Below are 20536 nucleotides of genomic sequence, written 5' to 3'. Positions count from 1 at the left end.
ACCACCGACAGCGTCGTTCTGGTGCCCCGGGTGGGATTCGAACCCACACTGTCGGTGGTTTGAGCACCGTTTCTCTGCCGTTGGAATACCGGGGCGGGTATGCGAACCGAACGGGATCCGGCTGCGAAACGCCAGCGTAACGTGCCTCCGTAGACTGTCGAGCATGGCCGACACCCCGCACCCTGCCGCGCCCACCGGTCGTCGTGTGGTGGTCGCCGAGGACGAAGCCCTCATCCGCCTCGACCTCGTCGAGATGCTGCGGGAGGAAGGCTTCGACGTCGTCGGAGAGGCAGGCGACGGCGAGCGCGCGGTCGAGCTGGCTCGCGAGCTGGCGCCCGACGTCGTCGTGCTCGACGTCAAGATGCCGGTGCTCGACGGGCTCTCGGCCGCGGAGCAGATCGGCAAGGAACAGCTCGGCGCCGTCGTCATGCTCACCGCGTTCTCGCAGGCCGAGCTGGTCGAGCGAGCCCGAGACGCCGGGGCCATGGCGTACGTCGTCAAGCCGTTCACCAAGGCCGACCTGCTGCCGGCCATCGAGATCGCGCTGTCGCGGTACGCCGAGCTGCGGGCTCTCGAGCGCGAGGTCGCCGACCTGGGCGAGCGGTTCGAGACGCGCAAGCGCACCGAGCGCGCCAAGGGCGTGCTGATGAAGCGGCTCGGCCTCTCCGAGCCGGAGGCCTTCCGCTGGATCCAGAAGACGTCCATGGACCGGCGTCTCAGCATGCGAGAGGTCGCGGACGCCGTCCTGACCGGGATGTCTGACTCGTCTTCCTGACGGTCGTCAAGACCGCTCAAGGTAGATCACGAGAAGGTCACGCCGTGGCGCGGATGGTGGGTTTCTCGGTCCTGCGCTACTAGGGTTCGGTTCACCCCAACGGGGCATCATTCAACGGTGAGCGCGAGCCCAGCGCTCACCCCTGGCACGGGAGGACCACGTGCGCTCCATCCTCAAGCTCGGCGTCCCGGTGGTCGCCGCGGCCCTCGCTCTCGCCGCGTGCGGTGGCACGACCGGCAACAACTCCGCTTCCGGCGACGGCGGCGGCAAGAACTGCAACCTCAAGATCGGCTTCTTCGGTGCGCTGACGGGTGACGCTGCCAACCTCGGCCAGAACATCCAGAACGGCGCCAAGCTGGCGATCGACCAGTACAACGAGAAGAACGCCGACTGCAAGGTCACGCTGGCGTCGTTCGACTCCCAGGGCGACCCCGCGCAGGCCCCCGGCCTGGCCAAGAAGGCCATCGACGACAAGAACGTCATCGGCATCGTCGGCCCGGCGTTCTCCGGTGAGTCCAAGGCCGCCGACCCGCTGTTCAACGAGGCCGGCCTGGTCACGATCAGCGCCTCTGCCACCAACCCGGCGCTGGCCGATAACGGCTGGAAGACCTTCTTCCGGGTGCTCGGCAACGACGCCTCGCAGGGCCCCGCGGCCGCCAAGTACATCTCCGACGTCCTGAAGGCCAAGAAGGTCGTCGTCGTCGACGACGCGTCGGAGTACGGCAAGGGACTGGCCGACATCGTCAAGCAGACCCTCGGGTCGGCGGTCGTCGACACCGACACCATCCAGCAGAAGCAGACCGACTTCGGTCCCACGGTCACCAAGATCCGCAGCAACGGCGCCGACGCCGTCTTCTTTGGCGGCTACTACGCCGAGGCCGGCCTGATCAAGAAGCAGATGGCCGACGCGGGCGTGAAGGCCACCTTCGTCGCCGCTGACGGCGTCAAGGACGACGGGTACATCACCGCTGCGGGCGCGCAGGCGGCCGAGGGCACGATCATCACCTGCCCGTGCCTGCCGCCGGACAAGGCTGGTGGCACGTTCTTCACCGACTACAAGAAGGCGTTCAACGCCGACCCCGCCACCTACGGCGCTGAGGCGTTCGACGCCGCGACGATCCTGCTCGACGGCATCAAGAGCGGTATCACGTCGCGCGACAAGATGATCGAGTTCGTCAAGTCGTACGACAAGCCGGGCGTCACCAAGCAGCTGAAGTTCGACGCCAAGGGCGAGCCGGCCAACGTGTCGGTCTGGGCGTACAAGGTCGAGGGCGGCAAGATCGTCCCCGACCAGGAGATCAAGTAACCGNGGCGCGGTCGGGAGCAGTACGCTCCCGACCGCGCCCCTGCGTCCAGCCACTGGGAGACCGGATGAATACCTTCATCGCGCTGACCGGACAGGCGATCGTGCTGGGCGCGATCTACGCCCTGGTCGCGCTCGGCTACACCCTGGTGTACGGCGTCCTGCGCCTCATCAACTTCGCCCACTCCGAGATCTGGATGTGGGGCAGCTTCGCGGCCGTCTGGGTCCTCACCGCAGTCGGCGCCTCGCGCGGCCAGGGCCCGGTCGCGATCATCGGCCTGCTCCTGCTGGCGCTCGTCGCGGCGATGCTCACCAGCGCCGCAGTGGCGCTGCTCGTGGAGCGGGTCGCCTACCGGCGGCTGCGGCGCGTCAACGCCCCGCCGCTGATCGCGCTGATCAGCGCGATCGGAGCGTCGTTCTGCCTCGGTGAGATCATGGGTCTGCGCGACAAGATCGTCGGGTGGGTCGGCCTGCGTGACACGCTCGACGCGTACGTGCGCGGTGCCCGCGACAACACCCGGTTCCCGAACCCGCTGCAGAGCTCGCCGCTGTTCCACATCGGCACCTACGGGGTCACGAACATCGACGTGATCATCGTCATCTCCGCCCTCGTCATGATGGTCGTGCTGGACCAGTTCATCCGCCGCTCCCGCCTCGGTCGGGGCATCCGCGCTGTCGCCCAGGACTCCGAGGCCGCAGCGCTGATGGGCGTCAACAAGGACCGCGTCATCCAGGTGACGTTCCTGCTCGGCGGCATCATGGCCGGTGGGGCCGCACTGATGTACCTCATGAAGATCGGTGTCACGCGCTGGAACGCGGGCTTCATCATCGGTCTCAAGGCCTTCACGGCGGCGGTGCTCGGCGGCATCGGGAACGTGCGCGGCGCCCTGGTCGGCGGCTTCGTGCTCGGCCTGGCCGAGAACTACGGCTCGGCCCTCATCGGCACCCAGTGGAAGGACGTCGTCGCGTTCGTCCTGCTGGTGGCGATCCTGCTGTTCCGACCCACCGGTCTGCTCGGTGAGTCCCTGGGGAGGTCCCGCGCATGAGCACTGCAGAGAGCACCTCGTCGCCCGCGAACGACGGCGGCCGCACCCAGCCTCAGCGCACGGGGCGCTTCGCCTTCCTGTCTGGAGTGAGCGAGCGGTGGGAGCGGCTCCCCAAGTGGGCCCGCATCGTGCTGCTGCTCCTTGGCGCCCTGCTGCTGTACCTGCTGCCCCTGATCGACCCGCCGTACCTGTCACCGAGCGGCAGCGACTTCGGCGCGGTCCTGTTCAACGTCGCGGCCTACGTGCTCGTCGCCCTGGGCCTCAACGTCGTCGTCGGCTACGCCGGCCTGCTCGACCTGGGGTACGTCGGCTTCTACGCGATCGGCGCCTACACCGTCGGTGTCCTGGGGTCGCTGCACGGGCACCTGCCGCTGCTGCTCCTCCTCCCACTCGCCGCCGTCGTCACCTTGGTGTCAGGCATCATCCTGGGCGCCCCGACGCTGCGGGTGCGCGGCGACTACCTGGCCATCGTCACGCTCGGCTTCGGTGAGATCGTCCGACTGACCCTCATCAACTGGGGGTGGGTGGGACAGGCCGCGGGCATCAGCGACGTGCCGCGGCCGCCGAGCCTGTCGTTGTTCGACCTGCCGCACCTGAGCTGGAACGGCGGCATCGCGTCGATCGACCTCAGCAACACCACGACCTTCCTGAAGTTCGGGATCCTCGACCAGACCCCGTACTACTGGCTCGCCCTCACGGTCATCTTCATCGTCCTGTTCGCTGAACGAATGCTGGTGCACAGCCGCGTCGGTCGAGCGTGGGAGGCCACCCGGGAGGATGAGGACGCCGCCGAGCTGATGGGCGTGCCGACGTTCAAGTTCAAGCTGCTCGCCTTCGCGATCGGCGCGTTCATCGGCGGCCTGTCCGGTGCGCTGTTCGCGACGCGCCAGGCGTTCATCAACCCCGAGTCGTTCCCGCTGCTGCTGTCGATCCTGTTCATCGCCGCGGTCGTCGTCGGCGGGGCCGGTAACCGACTCGGCGTGATCATCGGCGCCATCGTCGTCAGCTACCTGCCCGAGCTGTTCCGGCCGTTCGCCGACTTCCGCGTGCTGATCTTCGGTGGCCTGCTGGTACTGCTCGCGAACTTCCGCCCGCAGGGTCTGCTACCGCCCAAGCGGACGGTGCGCGCCAAGAAGCTGGACGAGAAGTTCGAAGAGCTCGAGGAGGGCACCGCCCATGCCTGACACCACGACCGAGCAGGCGCCGGGCTCCGGCACGCCGCTGCTCGAGATGCGCGACGTCACCCTGCGCTTCGGGGGCGTCGTCGCCCTCGACGGCGTGTCGTTCGAGATCCGTCGCGGCGAGATCCTGGGCCTGATCGGCCCGAACGGCGCCGGCAAGACCACCTGCTTCAACGCGATGACCGGCGTCTACCAACCGACGTCCGGGCAGGTGCTCTTCGACGGCGAGCCGCTCGGCCAGCGCAAGCGGCACGCCATCACCAAGCTGGGCATCGCGCGGACGTTCCAGAACATCCGCCTCTTCGGCAACATGACGGCGCTCGAGAACATCCTCGTCGGCGCCGACACCCACCACTCGACGGGCGTCGCCAACGCGCTGTTCCGGCTGCCCAAGCACCGGCGCGAGGAGGAGCACGGGCACGACCGAGCGCTCGAGCTGCTCGACTTCATGGGGCTGCGCCGGCGGGCAGACGAGCTGGCCCGCAACCTGCCGTACGGCGACCAGCGCCGGCTCGAGATCGCCCGGGCGCTGGCCACCGACCCGCAGCTGCTCTGCCTCGACGAGCCGGCCGCCGGCTTCAACCCGGCTGAGAAGCGCGAGCTGATGGACCTCATCCGGCGGATCCGGGACCAGGGGTACACCGTCCTGCTCATCGAGCACGACATGCGCCTCGTCATGGGAGTCACCGACCGCCTCGTGGTGCTCGAGTTCGGCCGCAAGATCGCCGAGGGCCTGCCGGCCGACATCCGTGACAACCCCGCGGTCATCGCCGCCTACCTGGGAGTGGACGAGGATGCTTCTTGAGGTCGAGGGCCTGTGCGTCAACTACGGGCGCATCGAGGCCATCCGCGACATCTCGTTCGGCGTACCCGAGGGCGCGGTCGTCACGTTGATCGGCGCCAACGGCGCAGGCAAGACGACCACGATGAAGACGGTGTCCGGCCTGCGTCCGGTGCGTGACGGACGCGTCGTCTTCGAGGGCAAGGACATCACCCACATGCCCGCCCACCAGCGGGTGGAGCTCGGCATCACCCAGTCGCCCGAGGGCCGCGGCGTCTTCCCCGGCATGACGGTGCGCGAGAACCTCGACATGGGGGCCTACGCACGCAAGGACCGCAAGGAGACAGCGGCCAAGGACTTCGAGCGCGTCTTCGGCCTCTTCCCGCGGCTGGAGGAGCGGGCGAGCCAGGTGGCCGGCACGATGTCCGGGGGCGAGCAGCAGATGCTGGCGATCGGGCGCGCCCTCATGGGCCACCCCAAGCTGCTCCTGCTCGACGAGCCGTCGATGGGTCTGGCTCCGATGCTCATCGCGCAGATCTTCTCGATCATCAAGGAGATCCACGAGCAGGGCACGACGATCCTGCTGGTCGAGCAGAACGCCGCCCAGGCGCTCAAGGCGGCCGACCACGCCTACATCCTCGAGACCGGCGAGATCGTCCGCGAGGGTGAGGGCAGCGTGCTGGCGCAGGACGACAGCATCAGGGCCGCCTACCTCGGCGGCGACCTCTAACCCCCCTTTCCGCCACCCAGGCCGCTTTCCGCAGGCTCGCCGCGGCCTGGGCGGCGGAGGCGGGCTCGCCCCTAACGCAGGACGACGACGAGCTGGGTGAGCAGCGGCGCGACCACGAGCGCCGGCAGCAGGTCCGCCACCGGGACGTCGCGCACCCGCAGCAGCCGCAGGGCCACCCCGACGAGGAGAAGGCCGCCCGTCGCCGTCAGCGCGCTCACCGCCGGGTCCGGCAGGACGTCACCGAGCAGGAGACCGACCGCCGTCAGCCCACCCTGCACCACCGCCACGGTGACCGCAGCGGCCATCACGCCGACGCCGAAGCTCGCCGCGAAGGCGACGGCGGCGAAGCCGTCCAGCGTCGACTTCAGCGCGAGCTGCTGGATGCCGTGCCCGAGGCCGTCCTCGATGCTGCCGAGCACGGTCAGCGGCCCCACGCAGAAGACCAGCGAGGCCGTCATGAACCCGTCGGCGAACCGCTGGCGGCTCGGGTGGGCATCGCCGACGTCCTCCCTGGCGAACCGGCGGTGCAGCCGCGGCCCGAGCGCCGCCAGGCGCTCCTCCAGGCGCAGCAGCGACCCGATGATGCCGCCGACGAGCAGCGCACCCAGCACGACGAGAACCGGCCCGCCGCGTCCGACCGCGGCACCGAAGGGCCGGTCGAGCACCGCCGCGGCCGACAGTGCTGCGGCCATCAGCGTGAGCAGCCCCAGGCCGTCGGTGACCACGTCACGGGTGCGCTGCGGGAACCGGTGGCCGAGGAGCATCCCCAGCCCCGAACCGACCACGACGGACGCCACGTTGAGCGCCGTCCCCGCACCACGGATCACGCGCTCGAACCCCCGCCTCGATGTCGAATTGCCAGGAGGCTACCGTCAGAGGGTAAAGAAGTCGTAAGGTCTGCTCCGGATCGCGACGAACTCGCGACCACCATCGCAAACCTCGGGTGGGGGCCCCGCGGACGCCGTCAGGAGGATACGTGGCCCCATCGCAGGTCAGCGTTCGAGTGGTGGACGCCGAGTCGCTGGCCGACGTGGCCGCCCTCGCCGAGCTCTGGGCGCAGTCCCGTCCGGCCCCTCGCGGCCACAACCGCGACGTCGTCGACGTGGTGGACGCGCTGTCCCAGGCACTGCGGCGAGATCGGGTCGACGCCTTCCTTGCGGCGGTCGACGGTCTGGACGTCGGCTTCGTCGTGCTCTCGCGAGGCCCGCTCCTGCCGCTGCTCGACGAGCCCACTGTGGCGATCGAGCACCTGTTCGTGCGCGAGGAGTGCCGCCGACAGGGCGTCGGACGCGCCCTCATCGCCCGCGCGACGACGTTCGCCGAGCAGGGGGGCGCTGGGCAGATTTCGACCAGCGTGCCGGCGACCGGACGTGACGGTCAGCGCTTCTTCGCCCGGCTCGGCTTCAGCCCCTTCGTCGTCCGCCGCGTCGCCTCGGTCGCGGCGCTGCGCCGGCGGCTGGTGCCCGAGCCGTGCCTGGCCCGTGACGCCACCGTGCTACGCCGCCGCTCGCTGCGCGCACGCAGCCGGGCCATCTCGCTGCGCGCCTCCAGCGGCGTCTAGCCGTACTCGGCCGCCCGAGGGCGACGCCCGGTTGTCGGCGGGCGGCTCTAGGGTTGGCGCGTGACTCCCGCTGCCCCCGCTGACACCGCGTCCGACGGCGCCACGCCTCGCCTGCTGCTGCTCGACGGCCACTCGCTGGCCTACCGGGCGTTCTTCGCGCTGCCGGTCGAGAACTTCTCGACCTCCACGGGGCAGACCACCAACGCGGTCTACGGCTTCACCTCGATGCTGATCAACCTCCTGCGTGACGAGCAGCCAACGCACCTGGCGGTGTCGTTCGACGTCTCGCGGCAGACGTTCCGCACCGAGCAGTACGCCGAGTACAAGGCCGGCCGGTCGTCGACGCCCGACGAGTTCCGCGGGCAGGTGTCGCTGCTGCACGAGGTGCTCGCCGCGCTGCGCATCCCGGTGATCGAGAAGGAGGGCTACGAGGCTGACGACGTCATCGCCACTTTGGCCACGCAGGCCCGAGAGCAGGGCATGGAGGTGCTCATCTGCTCGGGCGACCGCGACACCTTCCAGCTGATCTCCCCGTCGACCACGGTGCTCTACCCGGTGCGCGGTGTCTCCGACCTGTGGCGCATGACGCCAGACGCGGTGGTCGAGCGGTACGGCGTCCCGCCCGAGCGCTACAGCGACCTCGCCGCGCTGGTCGGCGAGTCCAGCGACAACCTGCCGGGCGTGCCCGGCGTCGGCCCCAAGACCGCCGCGAAGTGGATCACCGCGTACGGCGACCTGCACGGCCTGGTAGCCAACGTCGACCTCATCAAGGGCAAGGCGGGCGAGAGCCTGCGCGAGCACCTCGAGGGCGTGCTGCGCAACCGCCGGCTCAACGCGCTCGTGTGCGACCTCGACCTCCCCCTCGGGCCGGCGGACCTCGCCCGCCAGCAGTGGGACCGCGACCAGGTGCACCAGGTCTTCGACGGCCTGGAGTTCCGCGTACTGCGCGAGCGGCTCTTCTCCACCGTCGACGCACCCGAGCCCGAGGCCGAGGGCGGCTTCGACCTTGCGACGTCGCGGCTGGTGTCCGACGAGGTCGCCGACTGGCTGGGGCAGCACGCCGGTGTAGGGGTCCGCACGGGCGTGCACGTCGTCGGTTCTTGGGGTCGGGGCACCGGAGACGCCCACGGCATCGCGGTGGCAGCTGCTGACGGCTCCGCCGCCTACCTGGAGCTGGCCGAGCTCGACGCCGACGCCGAGCGCGCGGTGGCCGAGTGGCTCGGTGACGTCGACCGCCCGAAGGCGCTGCACGACAGCAAGGGCCCTGGGCACGCCCTGTGGGCGCGTGGGATGCCCTTGCGCGGCGTGGTGAGCGACACGGCGCTGGCCGCGTACCTCGTGCGGCCCGATCAGCGCTCCTACGATCTCGCCGACCTCGTCCTGCGGCACCTCGGACGCGAGCTGCGGCTGGAGACCGAGGAGGAGTCCGGCCAGCTGACGCTCGACACCGGCGACGGGGGAGCGGAGCACGACAGCGCGATGGTGCGGGCCCGAGCCGTGCTCGACCTCGCCGACAAGCTCGACGCCGAGCTGGCCCAGCGCGGTGGGGGCGAGCTGCTGCGCGACGTCGAGCTGCCTCTCGTGCGGGTGCTGTCGGAGATGGAGCGGGTCGGCATCGCGGTCGACGACGAGCGACTGGCCGATCTGGAGGCCAACTTCGCCGGTGAGGTCAAGCGCGCCGCCGACGAGGCCATGGCCGCGTTGCCGCCGAACGCTGACGGCACCCCCCGCGTGCTGAACCTCGGCTCGCCGAAGCAGCTGCAGGCCGTGCTGTTCGACGAGCTGGCGATGCCCAAGACCAAGCGCACCAAGACCGGCTACACGACGGACGCGGACGCGCTCACCGATCTGTTCGCCAAGAGCCCGCACCCGTTCCTCGAGGCCCTGCTGCGCCACCGCGACGTCTCGCGGCTGCGCCAGACCGTCGAGGGCCTGCGCAAGACCGTGGCGGACGACGGCCGCATCCACACGACGTACCACCAGACCATCGCGGCCACGGGTCGGCTGAGCAGCACCGACCCCAACCTGCAGAACATCCCGATCCGTACCGAGGAGGGGCGGCGCATTCGTGAGGCCTTCGTGGTCGGGCCGGGGTTCGAGGACCTCATGACGGCCGACTACAGCCAGATCGAGATGCGCATCATGGCGCACCTGTCGGGTGACGCCGGGCTCATCGAGGCGTTCAACACGGGGGAGGACCTTCACCGGTTCGTCGGGGCCCGCGTCTTCGGCGTCGAGCCCGAGGACGTCACGCCGGCCATGCGCAGCAAGGTGAAGGCCATGAGCTACGGCCTGGCGTACGGCCTGTCCGCTTTCGGTCTCTCGCGCCAGCTGCGCATCGACGTCGACGAGGCGCGGGGGCTGATGCAGGAGTACTTCGAGCGTTTCGGCGGCGTCCGGGACTACCTCACCTCGGTGGTCGACGAGGCCCGCCGCACCGGCTACACCGAGACGATGCTGGGGCGTCGCCGATACCTGCCCGACCTCACGAGCGACAACCGTCAGCGGCGGGAGGCCGCCGAGCGGATGGCGTTGAACGCGCCGATCCAGGGGTCCGCCGCCGACATCATCAAGGTCGCCATGCTGCGCTTGGCTGCTGACCTCGACGACGAGGGCCTGCGCTCGCGCATGCTGCTGCAGGTGCACGACGAGCTGGTGTTCGACGTCGCGCCTGGTGAGCACGACGCGCTGGAGGCGCTCGTACGCCGGGCCATGGGCGAGGCGGCCGACCTCGCGGTGCCGCTGGAGGTCTCCGTGGGCGTCGGCCCCTCATGGGAAGCCGCTGGTCACTGATGCGCGGTCGGCCCGTCGCTGGGCTCGTCGTCGCCGTCGTCGCTGGTCTGCTGGCGGCGTGCACCGGATCCTCGAAGGCCGCGGACGCTCCGAGCGAGCAGCCGGTCGCCGCCAAGAGCTGCAGCCAGGTCGCGTGCGAGGGAACGCTCCAGGGGGCCCGCTACCGCATCGTGATGCCGGCACGGTGGAACGGCACCTTGCTGCTGTACTCACACGGCTACCGCTTCGCTCAGCCGGTGCCACCCGACTTCGCCAAGCCATCGACTGACGCCGTGCCGGCGCCGGGCGAGGACGTCGCGAAGGCCTTGCTCGACGACGGGTACGCCCTCGCCGGCTCCTCCTACTCGCGCAATGGTTGGGCCGTCCGCGAGGGCGTCGCTGCCGACGAGAAGCTCTACGACTACTTCGCTGCCACGATCGGGCGGCCGCGCCGGGTGTATCTCTGGGGTGACTCGCTGGGTGGCTTGGTCACGCAGACGCTGGCTGAGAAGCAGCTGCCCTGGGTCAGGGGCGCGGCTGCGCTGTGCGGCGTTCTCGGGGGCACGAACGAGAACCTCGACGTCGCAGTCGACGTCGCCTACGCCGTCAAGGTCCTGCTCGCGCCCACCCTGCAGCTCACCGGCTACGCCAGTCACCAGGCGGCGGTCGCCCAGTGGCAGGTCGGCCAGCGGGCGGTCGTGTCGGCCGCTGCGCGGGGCGGTGCGTCCGCGGCGCGCCTGGCCCTGGTGGCGGCGCTGGTCGACGCGCCCGACCAGACGTCCCGCTTCGACGGCTCGACCCCCGACTCTCGCATCGGTGCGGCTGCGGAGGCCGTGATCACGGGCCTCGGCTACGGCACCTACGGGCGCTACGAGATCGAGCAACGGGCGGGCGGCAACCCGTCGTCCAACGTCGGGACCGACTACCGCCCACGCGTCTCGGACTCCGAGCGGGCGGCCATCGACGCGCTGGGCGGCGCGGGCGCGACCGATCGGCTGCTGCGCCTGCTCGACGCCGGGCGGCGCGTCTCGGCGTCTCCCGCGGCGCGCGAGAAGGCGGCCGCGCTCGGGGAGCCCAGCGGCGACCTGCGCGTGCCGACGATCACCATGCACACCACGGACGACCCCCTCGTGCTCGTGCAGAACGAGCGGCTCTTCCGCGACCGCGTGGGCTCGCGCGGCCGCACGGCGCAGCTCCTCCAGCTCTACGTGGAACCGCCGAAGACCTACGCGGCGCCGGCTCCGTACGGCGCCGGTCACTGCAACTTCACGGTGGCCCAGCGGCTTGCCGTCGTCGACCTGCTCGACTCCTGGGTGCGCACGCGCGCCCGGCCTGACGCCGCGCGTCTGGCCGTCGCTCTGTACGACGCCAGAGGGGTCACGAAGGACTTCGTCCCGCCGCCGTGGCCCGTCGTAGCGGATTCGTGACGTCCTGATACGCCGTAAGTCCTGTTCTCGCAAGTTACCGTGTGGTAGATATTCACGGCCGTGGTCACTCACCGGACGTGACCGTCATGACGGCTTCGCCCTGCTCAGAGGTGGACATGACGAAGAATGTCGTCGGCGGGCTCGTGCTCGCTGTCATGGCGGCGCTGGTGGTGGGCTTGGGGGAGTTCCTCGGCCTCGACCTCCAGCACGTCGCGCTGCTCGGCGCGGCGCTCGGGGGAGTCATCGGCCTCGTGCCTGATCGCGCCCCCTGGGAGCGTCTGGTCGGTTTCGGGGTCGGCTTCGTGTTCGCGTGGATCGGCTTCGCCGTCCGCGCCGCGGTGCTGCCGGACTCCTCCGGTGGCCGTGCGGTCGCCGCGTTCCTGGTGCTCGCCGCCTGCTTGGTGGTGTCCGCCGCGACACTGACCCGCCTGCCCCTGTGGAGCATGCTCGTGGGGGCCGCCGCCATCGTCGGCGCCTACGAGGAGACCTACACCAACGCCCCCTCGCAGTTCGTGCACGAGTCGCCCACCGCGGCGACCACCGTGCTGCTGGCCGCTGCGCTCGGCTACCTCGCCACCGCCTTCCTCGGCCCCCAGATCGCGGTCAACCGCAGGGCCGAAGCCGCCCAGACCCGCCACGACGAGACCGTTTCGGAGACCGCGCCGTGACCCTTCGCCACTCCACCGCCTTCCGCCTCGCGCTGGCCGGTGCCGCGGCTCCCGCCGCCCTGCTGCTCGGTGCCGGCCCGGCACTGGCGGCGACCGACGTCACGGTGTCGAACACCGAGACGATCCAGGCCCATCTCGACGCCTCGGGCAAGGTCAAGGACAAGCGCGTCTACGAGCAGCTGGCCTTCACCGGCCAGGGCCAGGTCGACGTCGCCAACCCCGTCTCCACCGACGGCCTGCGCAACCTGGACGGCTTCGGGGGCTTCGACGTCAAGGACGGCAAGCTCGTCACCAAGGTCGACGTCAGCGGCGAGAAGCGGCTGCGCACCGTCAGCAACTTCACCAAGGACCTCCCGCTGAAGGTCGAGATCACCTACACCCTCGATGGCAAGCAGGTGAAGCCCGGCGACGTCGTCGGCAAGAGCGGCATCCTCGAGGTGCACTACAAGGTCACGAACGTCACCGGCAAGAGCGGCTCGGTGAGCTTCGACGACGGCACCGGCACGCAGATGACCAAGGACGAGCAGGTCGTCATCCCGATGGTCGGTTCGCTCTCGACCACGCTGCCGTCCACCTTCACCGACGTGCAGTCCGACCAGGCCAACATGGCCGGTGACGGCCGCGGCGGCACCAAGCTGTCGTTCACGATGACGCTGTTCCCGCCGATCGGGTCGGACACGGCGGAGTTCGGCTACAAGGCCAAGATCAGCGACGGCGTCGTGCCGGCGGCCTCCATCTCGGCGCTGCCCGTGAACCCGCTGCAGAGCCCGTCGTTCAAGGGCGGAGCCGACAGCTACAAGGGCGGCGCCGACACCGGCGCCCAGCTCACCGACGGTGCGATCCAGATCGACGAGAACCTGCTGAAGCTGCGCGACGGCGCCAGCACCCTGCTCGCTGGTCTGCTCAAGCTCAAGGACGGCGCCAACCAGCTCAATGCCGGTCTCGCCGGTCAGGCGGCCCCGGGTGCCGCCAAGCTCGCGGACGGCGCCGGCCAGCTCAAGGCCGGCACCGGTCAGCTCTCGTCGGGTCTGAACGGCAAGCTCGCACCGGGTGCGAAGCAGCTCGCCGACGGTCTGAAGACCCTGCGCGCCTCTCTCAAGGACCTGCCGACGACGATCGGTCAGGACCCCGACTTCCAGACGCTGATCGGCACCATGGACCTGCTGATCCAGGGCATCGGCAACACGACGTCCAATGACAGCGACACGGTCATGGGCGGCCTGAAGCAGATCGCCGCCGGTCTGAAGCAGATCGACGACAACCTGCCGCTACTGCAGGGTGGCCTGTCCAACCCGGCGTGCAACACCGCTGACCCGGAGAATGCCACCAACCCTTGTGGCATCCAGCAGGTCGCTGCGCTTCTCAAGGGGCAGCTCAGCACCGGGTCGGCCCCGTCGACCGCTCCGGCGCTGCTGAGCCTGTCGACGATTCAGACACAGCTCGGCTCGGTCGGCGCGAAGGAGGCCGTGCAGTACCTGCGTGGCCCAGCGGTCCTCGACTGCGGCAAGGCATCGCCGCTGCGGGCACTGGCCCCTGTCAACCCCGCGCTGGCGTCGATCACTTACTGCGCCAAGGTTGGGCGCACTACCAACACCATCGCCGACTTCCCGGCCCCGTCCACGTTCGCGACCACGGTCGAGCCGGAGCTGGTGGACGCCGTGTTGGGCGGCCTGTTGCAGAAGATCGGCGACCGCGATGCACCCGCGCCGGGAACGGCGATGCGGGCGCTGATCGGCATCAACAACGGCATCGGCAGTGCCGCGACGGCTGACACCCTGCTCTACGGCCTCGACCAGATCGACAAGGGCCTGGGTAGCCCCACGGTGCAGGCACCGACGCTGCAGTACGGCGTGGCGGCACTGCGTGCCTCGCTGTACTCCGAGTGCTCGCCGAAGGACAAGAACTTCCCGGACAACTGCGGGTTCTCGCAGGTGCTGCAGCTGGTGCAGGGCGGCATGTTCTCGCTGGTCGACGGCATCGCCGCGGGGATCACGGGCGACGCCGACTTCAAGCGACTGGTCGCCGGTGGCTCCGACCTGGCCAAGGGTGCGGGTGACGCGGCCGCTGGGGCCAAGCAGCTGGACGACGGCGCCGGTCAGCTCGCCAGCGGAGCCAACCAGCTCCAGAGCGGCCTGCAGGACGCCGCCACCGGCTCCGGTCAGCTCGCGGACGGCCTCGACCAGGCCGCCGCGGGTGCGCCGAAGATCAAGGACGGCGCGCAGCAGCTCTCCGATCAGGGCACCAAGGTGCTCATCGGCAAGGGCAAGGACACCGCCCAGCAGTTCGGCGAGAAGTACGCGCTGATCAAGGCCGGTGCCGACCGCGCACAGACCGAGGCCATGGCCTACGGCGCTCCCGAGGGTGCGACGGGTCAGACCGCCTACACCCTCGAGATCGCAGGCGAGGACGGCGAAGGCGGCCGCAACTGGGCCCGCGGCCTCGGCGCGCTCGCGGTCTTCGCGATCGGCGGCGGCGCGGCCGCAGCCGTCCGCCAGCGGCTGGTCTGAGAACGCCTGACCTGACGGTCACGAAGGGGCACCGAGCGCATGCTCGGTGCCCCTTCGGCGTCCGGCCGAACGAGCGCAGCAGGAATCAGGCTCGCCGGCACACGAAGATCGCCGTCCCCGGGATGAGCCGCCCGCGCAACGGGCTCCACCCGCCCCACACCTGATCGTTGGTGTCCGGCCACTCCGGCTCCACCAGGTCCTCGAGGACGAAGCCGGCGGCCACGAGCTCGCGCACCCGGTCGCCCAGGGTGCGGTGGTGCTCGACGTAGATGGCCGCGCCGTCCTCACCCTCCTCGACGTACGGCGTCCGGTCGAAGTACGACGAGCGCACGACCAACCCCGCCTCGCCCGGGTCGTCGGGCAGAGCCCACCGCATCGGGTGCGACACCGAGAACACCCACCGGCCCCCCGGCCGCACCACCCGAGCGACCTCGCGCATCAACGCCGCGCTGTCGGCCACGAACGGCACTGCGCCGTAGGCCGAGCACGCGACATCGAACGACGCGTCGGTGAACGGCAGCCGGCTCGCATCGGCCTGCACCAGGGGCACCGCGGCGGCACCGAACCGCCGTTCGATCTGCTGACCTTGCCGCAGCATGCCGATCGACAAGTCGGTGGCCGTGACGCGCGCACCGTGCTTCGCGAGCCACCGCGAGCACTGCGCCGCGCCGGCGCCCACCTCGAGCACCTGCCGTCGGCTCACGTCGCCCAGCAGTCCGACGTCCGCCTCGTCCACACCCTCAGGACCCCACACGAACCGCTCGTCTCCGAGGAAGCGGCCGTGCTCGGTGTAGTAGTCGGGGGCCTCGGCGTCCCACCAGTGGCGGTTGGCGCGAGCGGTCTCCGCCGTGTCGGCATCGCGTCGCCGGACGTCGTGGACGGGTTCGTGGGACATCCCGACAGCGTCTCGCAGGACGACGATCACCCGGAATGGTGGGGCGCCGCGGCACGGTGCATGGCGGGGAGGAAGCGCTGGGAACGTCCGATATGGGCTAGATCACATCACTACTGAGAGTGAGGATCCGCGCAAGGCGCTGATCATCCGCAGCACGCGCAGACGCGAGGGGCTGACTCGAGTGGTGATCCTGTGTCACCATTTTGTGGGCTCGTACCGGGTGCGCGCCGCTGTCGTGCACTGACCGTCACAGGGGGCTAGCCGCGCATGTCGACCCACGAGCTGACCCGCGCCCAGTTGCGGGCCCGTCATCGCGCCAAGCGCTCCCGGCACCGCGCGCGTACCGTCGCGGGGCTGGTGACACTGCTCGTGGTCGTGCTGGGGACCACCGGCCTGGCCTGGTGGGGCTACCAGGCGCGAGGCGCGGCGTCCTGCAGCGGCAGCCCGGTGCGGTTGCGCGTGGTCGCCTTGTCGTCGGTCGCGGCCGCCGTGACGACGGAGGCGGCCGCCTTCGAGCGGACGCACCCCCAGGTCGACACCGGCTGCGTCAGCGTCGACGTCACGGCCCGGTCGGTCGACCAGGTCGGCGCCGACCTCCTGCGGGCCGCCCAGAGCGGGCGCGACCCCGGCATGGACGTCTGGATCCCCGAGTCCTCGACCTGGGCGAAGGTGCTGTCGCGTCGGCCTGAGGTCGACCGGCTGCTGCCCGACGTCTTCCCGATCATCGCCTACTCACCCGTCGTCGCCGCCATGCCCGAGCCGATGGCCGAGGCAGTCGGCTGGCCCGACCGCGCCGTCGAGCTCGACGACCTGGTCACGCTGGCGAAGGACCCCGCTGGCTGGGCGAGGTTCGGACACCCCGAGTGGGGCCGCGTCCGGGTGGGGTGGCAGTCGCCGCAGGAATCCTCGGCCGGCCTCGATGGGCTGATGACGCTCTTCGCGCGTCTCGACAGCGACTCGGCCACGCCGGCGCAGCTGCGTGGCGGCATGCTGCGCGTGCAGAACGCGCTCAGCACGCTCGACGTCACCGACAAGCTGGCGGTCGCGAGCCTCACCGACCCCGCACGGTCGAGCGCGGAGGCGCTGCGCGACTCGATGATCACACCGTCGACCGAGCGCGAGGTCCGCGCGTTCAACACCACTCGCCCGACCGTCCCGCTCGCCGCCGTCCCCGTGGGCGTGAGCGGCTCGGCGTCCAAGGTGGGCTACCTGCCGCTCTACGGGACCTCGCTCGACCGGGTGCGCGCCATGACCGCCGCCGACATGTTCCAGAACTTCCTGCTGACCGCAGCCGGCAACCACGCGTTCGCCGCCGACGGGTGGCGCGTGCCGGGCGCACCCGCCGGCACGCCGACCGGGCCGGCCACCGTCGGCGTCGGCGCCAGCGCTCGCCAGGTGCCGGTGCCGACACTGGAGCTCTCGCAGCCCAGCCTGCAGTCCATCACCCGTGCGCTGCAGTCGTGGTCGGCCCTGGAACGGCGGGGGTCGGTGCTGCTCGTCGTGGACGTCTCGGGCTCCATGAAGCAGCAGGTCCCCAAGCTCGGCCTGTCCCGACTGCAGCTGGCTCAGCAGGCCCTGCGCTCAGCGGTGACCTCCTTCTCCGACCGGTCGTCGCTCGGCCTGTGGCAGTTCTCCCGTCGGCTCGACGGTGCCAAGGACTACCGGGTGGTCGTGCCCCTCGGTGGCACGGGCGAAGCCGTCAGCGGGACCACCCGCCGCGAGGCCGTGCTGAGCGGCATCACCGCCCTGCGGGCCGGCGGCGACACCGGCCTGTACGACACGACCTTGGCCGCCGTGCGCGAGATGCGGTCGAAGTGGCAGCCCGACACCGACGTCGTCGTGCTGCTCAGTGACGGCAAGAACGACGACGCCGGCAGCCAGTCCCTGCAGCAGCTGGTGAAGACCCTGACGGCGGAGCGCAGCACGAGCCGGCCGGTGCGAGTGTTCACGATCGCGTACGGCGAGCAGGCGGACGCCGCGGCGCTGAAGGCGATCGCCGCCGCCACGGGTGGGGCCACCTTCACGGCGCGCAGCCCCGCGGACATCGAGCAGGTGCTGCTGGCTTCGCTCACGGACTGACGGACTGACGGCCGAACGAGCCCGCGGACACGCCGAGGGCCAGCGCGACACGCCTCTGCCGGTGTGCTGAGATTCCCTCCGTGCCCGCGTCCGATCCGCTCCGTCTTGCCGCGAAGGTCCTTCATGACGCCCGCGCGGCCGACGGGGGGTACAGCAGCGAGACGTTCGTCGGCACCTACTTCCGGGAGCAGGCCTACTTGCGGCTCTACCTGCGCGAGCCGCGTCGGGCGGTCATCGACCTCGCCGTGATGCGACGCCTGCACGGCCTGGTGCCGCAGCCTCAGGTGCTGGCCGCGGAGCCGCGTGGCGTGTCGGGCCTGCCGCCGTACATCGTCACCGCCGGCGTCGAGGGCCAGCGGGCGGACGTGCTGCTCGACCGCGGCCTGCCCGTGCCCGCGGCCAACGCGCTGGGTCGTCAGTGCGCGCGGCTGGTCTCGGTGCTGCGCGGGGTCCGGTCCGACCGGCCGGGCCCCTGGCTGGACGCCGACCTGCGGGTCGGTGAGTGGCCGGATCACCTGCGCACCCTGCAAGCCTGGTTCGAGCACCTCGAGCCCGGCCTCGCCGCGGCGGGTCTCGGCCGGCGGTCGACCCCGGGACTGCGCCCGCTCGTGCGCGCGGCGTCCCACCGGCTCGCCTCGGCGGGGGAGCGGCCGGTGTCGCTGGTGCACGGCGATCTCAACGGCAAGAACCTCGTCGCCGACCCCAACACCGGCCGGCTGCGCGCCGTGCTCGACTGGGAGTACTCCCACGCTGGCGACTGGGCCGAGGACGTCGGCAACCTCCTGCGCGGCGCCGACCAGGGGGCGGCGGCCGGCGGGGCCGGCGCGGCATCGTGGACGGCCTTTCGCCGCGGGCTGGTCGACGCGCTGCACGCCGGCCTGCACGAGCGCGGCACCACGTCGACGGCCGGCTTCGACGACGACTGGCTGCACCGCGCCGTCGACCTCGACCTGTTCGCGGTGCTCGAGCTGGCCGCACGGCCTGAGCGTGGCGCCTCGGCGCCGGCTCCGGTCGCCCTCGCCCGGCAGCTGCTGCGGGCGCGAGCGCAGTCGCGTTCGCCCCGCTGACGGCCATCCGGCCGCGACGAGCGGGACGGATCACCGACCCGCGTTGACCAGCGGTGGACCGCATCGTTAGGGTAGAACGTCGCACACGTGTGCGGTCTCGCCTGCCTTCAGGGGGTGACCGGCCACGGCGACGTCACATCCTGTCCACCTCTCAACTCATTGTCCGCATCGGAGCCCCCACTACATGACTGCCAGCACCACCGAACGCGCCAGCGCACCTCAGGTCGCTGTCAACGACATCGGTTCGGCTGAGGACTTCCTCGCCGCCATCGACGAGACGATCAAGTACTTCAACGACGGCGACATCGTCGAGGGAGTCATCGTCAAGGTCGACCGGGACGAGGTCCTGCTCGACATCGGCTACAAGACCGAGGGGGTCATCCCCTCCCGCGAGCTCTCCATCAAGCACGACGTCGACCCGAACGAGGTCGTGTCGGTCGGTGACGAGGTCGAGGCCCTGGTTCTCCAGAAGGAGGACAAGGAGGGCCGGCTCATCCTGTCCAAGAAGCGTGCGCAGTACGAGCGCGCCTGGGGCACGATCGAGAAGGTCAAGGAGGAGGACGGCATCGTCACCGGCACGGTGATCGAGGTCGTCAAGGGTGGTCTGATCATCGACATCGGGCTGCGCGGCTTCCTGCCGGCGTCGCTGGTCGAGATGCGTCGCGTCCGTGACCTCCAGCCGTACGTCGGCAAGGAGCTCGAGGCCAAGATCATCGAGCTCGACAAGAACCGCAACAACGTCGTGCTGTCGCGTCGGGCGTGGCTCGAGCAGACGCAGTCCGAGGTGCGCCAGACCTTCCTGCAGACCCTGCAGAAGGGTCAGGTCCGCTCCGGCGTCGTGTCCTCGATCGTCAACTTCGGTGCGTTCGTCGACCTCGGCGGCGTCGACGGTCTCGTGCACGTCTCCGAGCTGTCCTGGAAGCACATCGACCACCCGAGCGAGGTCGTCGAGGTGGGCCAGGAGGTCACCGTCGAGGTCCTCGACGTCGACATGGACCGCGAGCGGGTCTCGCTGTCGCTCAAGGCGACGCAGGAGGACCCCTGGCAGCAGTTCGCGCGCACTCACGGCATCGGGCAGGTCGTGCCCGGCAAGGTCACCAAGCTCGTCCCGTTCGGTGCGTTCGTGCGCGTCGACGAGGGCATCGAGGGTCTGGTGCACATCTCCGAGCTCGCCGAGCGCCACGTCGAGATCCCCGAGCAGGTCGTGCAGGTCGGCGACGAGATCTTCGTCCGCGTGATCGACATCGACCTCGAGCGTCGCCGGATCTCGCTGTCGCTGAAGCAGGCCAACGACGCCGCTTCGGGGCAGGTCGCGGAGTTCGACCCGACGCTCTACGGCATGGCTGCCGAGTACGACGAGCAGGGGAACTACAAGTACCCCGAGGGCTTCGACCCCGAGACCAACGAGTGGCTCGAGGGCTACGAGGCACAGCGCGAGGTCTGGGAGAAGCAGTACGCCGAGGCGCACGCTCGCTGGGAGGCCCACAAGAAGCAGATCGAGGACGCCGCCAAGGCCGACTCGGAGGCTCGGGCGTCCGGCGACACCCCGACGTCCTACTCCTCGGAGTCGGGCTCGGCGGAGTCGGCCAGCGCCACCCCGGCCGACGCCGTGCAGGCGTCGGGCGGCGAGGGCACGCTGGCCTCCGACGAGGCGCTCGCTGCTCTGCGGGAGAAGCTCACCGGCAACTGACCCACGCCGGCTCGACGGCCCTCGCACCTTCTCGGTGCGGGGGCCGTCGCACGT

At 70.5% G+C, this 20536-nt stretch carries 16 protein-coding genes and 1 tRNA gene; 14 read left to right on the top strand and 3 right to left on the bottom strand.

Annotation, left to right across the window (positions count from 1 at the left end; translation table 11 throughout):
* Window positions 1–19: 19 nt before the first annotated feature.
* Window positions 20–95, bottom strand: a tRNA-Leu gene (locus ASD06_RS06410).
* A gap of 68 nt (window positions 96–163) precedes the next feature.
* Between ASD06_RS06410 and ASD06_RS06405 the strand changes: the two genes are divergently transcribed.
* The 6 genes from ASD06_RS06405 (at window position 164) to ASD06_RS06380 (ending at window position 5816) form a co-directional block, all read left to right on the top strand.
* On the top strand, window positions 164–775 hold the full coding sequence (locus tag ASD06_RS06405) for an ANTAR domain-containing response regulator (RefSeq protein ID WP_082537763.1): 612 nt from the start codon (window positions 164–166) through the stop codon (window positions 773–775).
* 160 nt (window positions 776–935) lie between these two features.
* Complete coding sequence (locus ASD06_RS06400) at window positions 936–2081, top strand: branched-chain amino acid ABC transporter substrate-binding protein (protein WP_082537762.1); 1146 nt, start codon at window positions 936–938, stop codon at window positions 2079–2081.
* A gap of 65 nt (window positions 2082–2146) precedes the next feature.
* Window positions 2147–3124, top strand: a complete 978-nt coding sequence (locus ASD06_RS06395) for a branched-chain amino acid ABC transporter permease (protein ID WP_056674659.1) — start codon at window positions 2147–2149, stop codon at window positions 3122–3124.
* 86 nt (window positions 3125–3210) lie between these two features.
* A complete protein-coding gene (locus ASD06_RS06390; protein ID WP_369853697.1) occupies window positions 3211–4308 on the top strand; it encodes a branched-chain amino acid ABC transporter permease in 1098 nt (365 codons plus the stop codon).
* On the top strand, window positions 4301–5110 hold the full coding sequence (locus tag ASD06_RS06385; protein ID WP_056674656.1) for an ABC transporter ATP-binding protein: 810 nt from the start codon (window positions 4301–4303) through the stop codon (window positions 5108–5110). Before ASD06_RS06390 ends, ASD06_RS06385 begins: the two co-directional genes overlap by 8 nt.
* Window positions 5100–5816, top strand: coding sequence for an ABC transporter ATP-binding protein (locus ASD06_RS06380; RefSeq protein ID WP_056674655.1), 717 nt, complete (start codon window positions 5100–5102; stop codon window positions 5814–5816). Before ASD06_RS06385 ends, ASD06_RS06380 begins: the two co-directional genes overlap by 11 nt.
* 71 nt (window positions 5817–5887) lie before the next feature.
* Here the strand turns inward: ASD06_RS06380 and ASD06_RS06375 are convergent, their stop codons facing one another.
* A complete protein-coding gene (locus tag ASD06_RS06375; RefSeq protein WP_200941915.1) occupies window positions 5888–6643 on the bottom strand; it encodes a DUF554 domain-containing protein in 756 nt (251 codons plus the stop codon).
* A 179-nt stretch (window positions 6644–6822) separates the two neighbouring features.
* Between ASD06_RS06375 and ASD06_RS06370 the strand changes: the two genes are divergently transcribed.
* The 5 genes from ASD06_RS06370 to ASD06_RS06350 all read left to right on the top strand — a co-directional run bounded on the left by ASD06_RS06370 (window position 6823) and on the right by ASD06_RS06350 (window position 14751).
* On the top strand, window positions 6823–7377 hold the full coding sequence (locus ASD06_RS06370; protein ID WP_235502240.1) for a GNAT family N-acetyltransferase: 555 nt from the start codon (window positions 6823–6825) through the stop codon (window positions 7375–7377).
* Between the two features lie 60 nt (window positions 7378–7437).
* Window positions 7438–10170, top strand: a complete 2733-nt coding sequence (polA, locus tag ASD06_RS06365) for a DNA polymerase I (RefSeq protein WP_056674653.1) — start codon at window positions 7438–7440, stop codon at window positions 10168–10170.
* Window positions 10170–11576, top strand: a complete 1407-nt coding sequence (locus ASD06_RS06360) for an alpha/beta hydrolase (protein ID WP_056674652.1) — start codon at window positions 10170–10172, stop codon at window positions 11574–11576. The genes polA and ASD06_RS06360 overlap by 1 nt, the downstream gene beginning before the upstream one ends.
* A gap of 116 nt (window positions 11577–11692) precedes the next feature.
* On the top strand, window positions 11693–12244 hold the full coding sequence (locus ASD06_RS06355) for a hypothetical protein (RefSeq protein ID WP_157371552.1): 552 nt from the start codon (window positions 11693–11695) through the stop codon (window positions 12242–12244).
* Window positions 12241–14751 (top strand): hypothetical protein, encoded by a 2511-nt coding sequence (locus tag ASD06_RS06350; RefSeq protein ID WP_056674650.1) that lies wholly within the window; start codon window positions 12241–12243, stop codon window positions 14749–14751. Before ASD06_RS06355 ends, ASD06_RS06350 begins: the two co-directional genes overlap by 4 nt.
* Window positions 14752–14836: 85 nt before the next feature.
* Here ASD06_RS06350 and ASD06_RS06345 read toward each other — a convergent pair whose 3' ends face one another.
* Window positions 14837–15646: a class I SAM-dependent methyltransferase gene (locus ASD06_RS06345; RefSeq protein ID WP_056675087.1), complete on the bottom strand. Its 810-nt coding sequence runs from the start codon at window positions 15644–15646 to the stop codon at window positions 14837–14839.
* 267 nt (window positions 15647–15913) lie between these two features.
* Here ASD06_RS06345 and ASD06_RS06340 point away from each other — a divergent pair, with 267 nt between their 5' ends.
* The 3 genes from ASD06_RS06340 to rpsA all read left to right on the top strand — a co-directional run bounded on the left by ASD06_RS06340 (window position 15914) and on the right by rpsA (window position 20482).
* A complete protein-coding gene (locus tag ASD06_RS06340; RefSeq protein ID WP_056674648.1) occupies window positions 15914–17725 on the top strand; it encodes a VWA domain-containing protein in 1812 nt (603 codons plus the stop codon).
* 80 nt (window positions 17726–17805) lie between these two features.
* Window positions 17806–18792 (top strand): phosphotransferase family protein, encoded by a 987-nt coding sequence (locus tag ASD06_RS06335; protein ID WP_056674646.1) that lies wholly within the window; start codon window positions 17806–17808, stop codon window positions 18790–18792.
* Window positions 18793–18976: 184 nt separating this feature from the next.
* The gene (rpsA, locus tag ASD06_RS06330; protein ID WP_056674645.1) at window positions 18977–20482 is read left to right on the top strand and encodes a 30S ribosomal protein S1; all 1506 of its coding nucleotides are present in this window, start codon (window positions 18977–18979) and stop codon (window positions 20480–20482) included.
* The last annotated feature ends 54 nt before the right edge of the window (window positions 20483–20536 follow it).

The sequence above is a fragment of the Angustibacter sp. Root456 genome (assembly GCF_001426435.1).
GTDB lineage: Bacteria > Actinomycetota > Actinomycetes > Actinomycetales > Angustibacteraceae > Angustibacter.
This window is presented reverse-complemented; position numbering and strand designations above follow the sequence as displayed.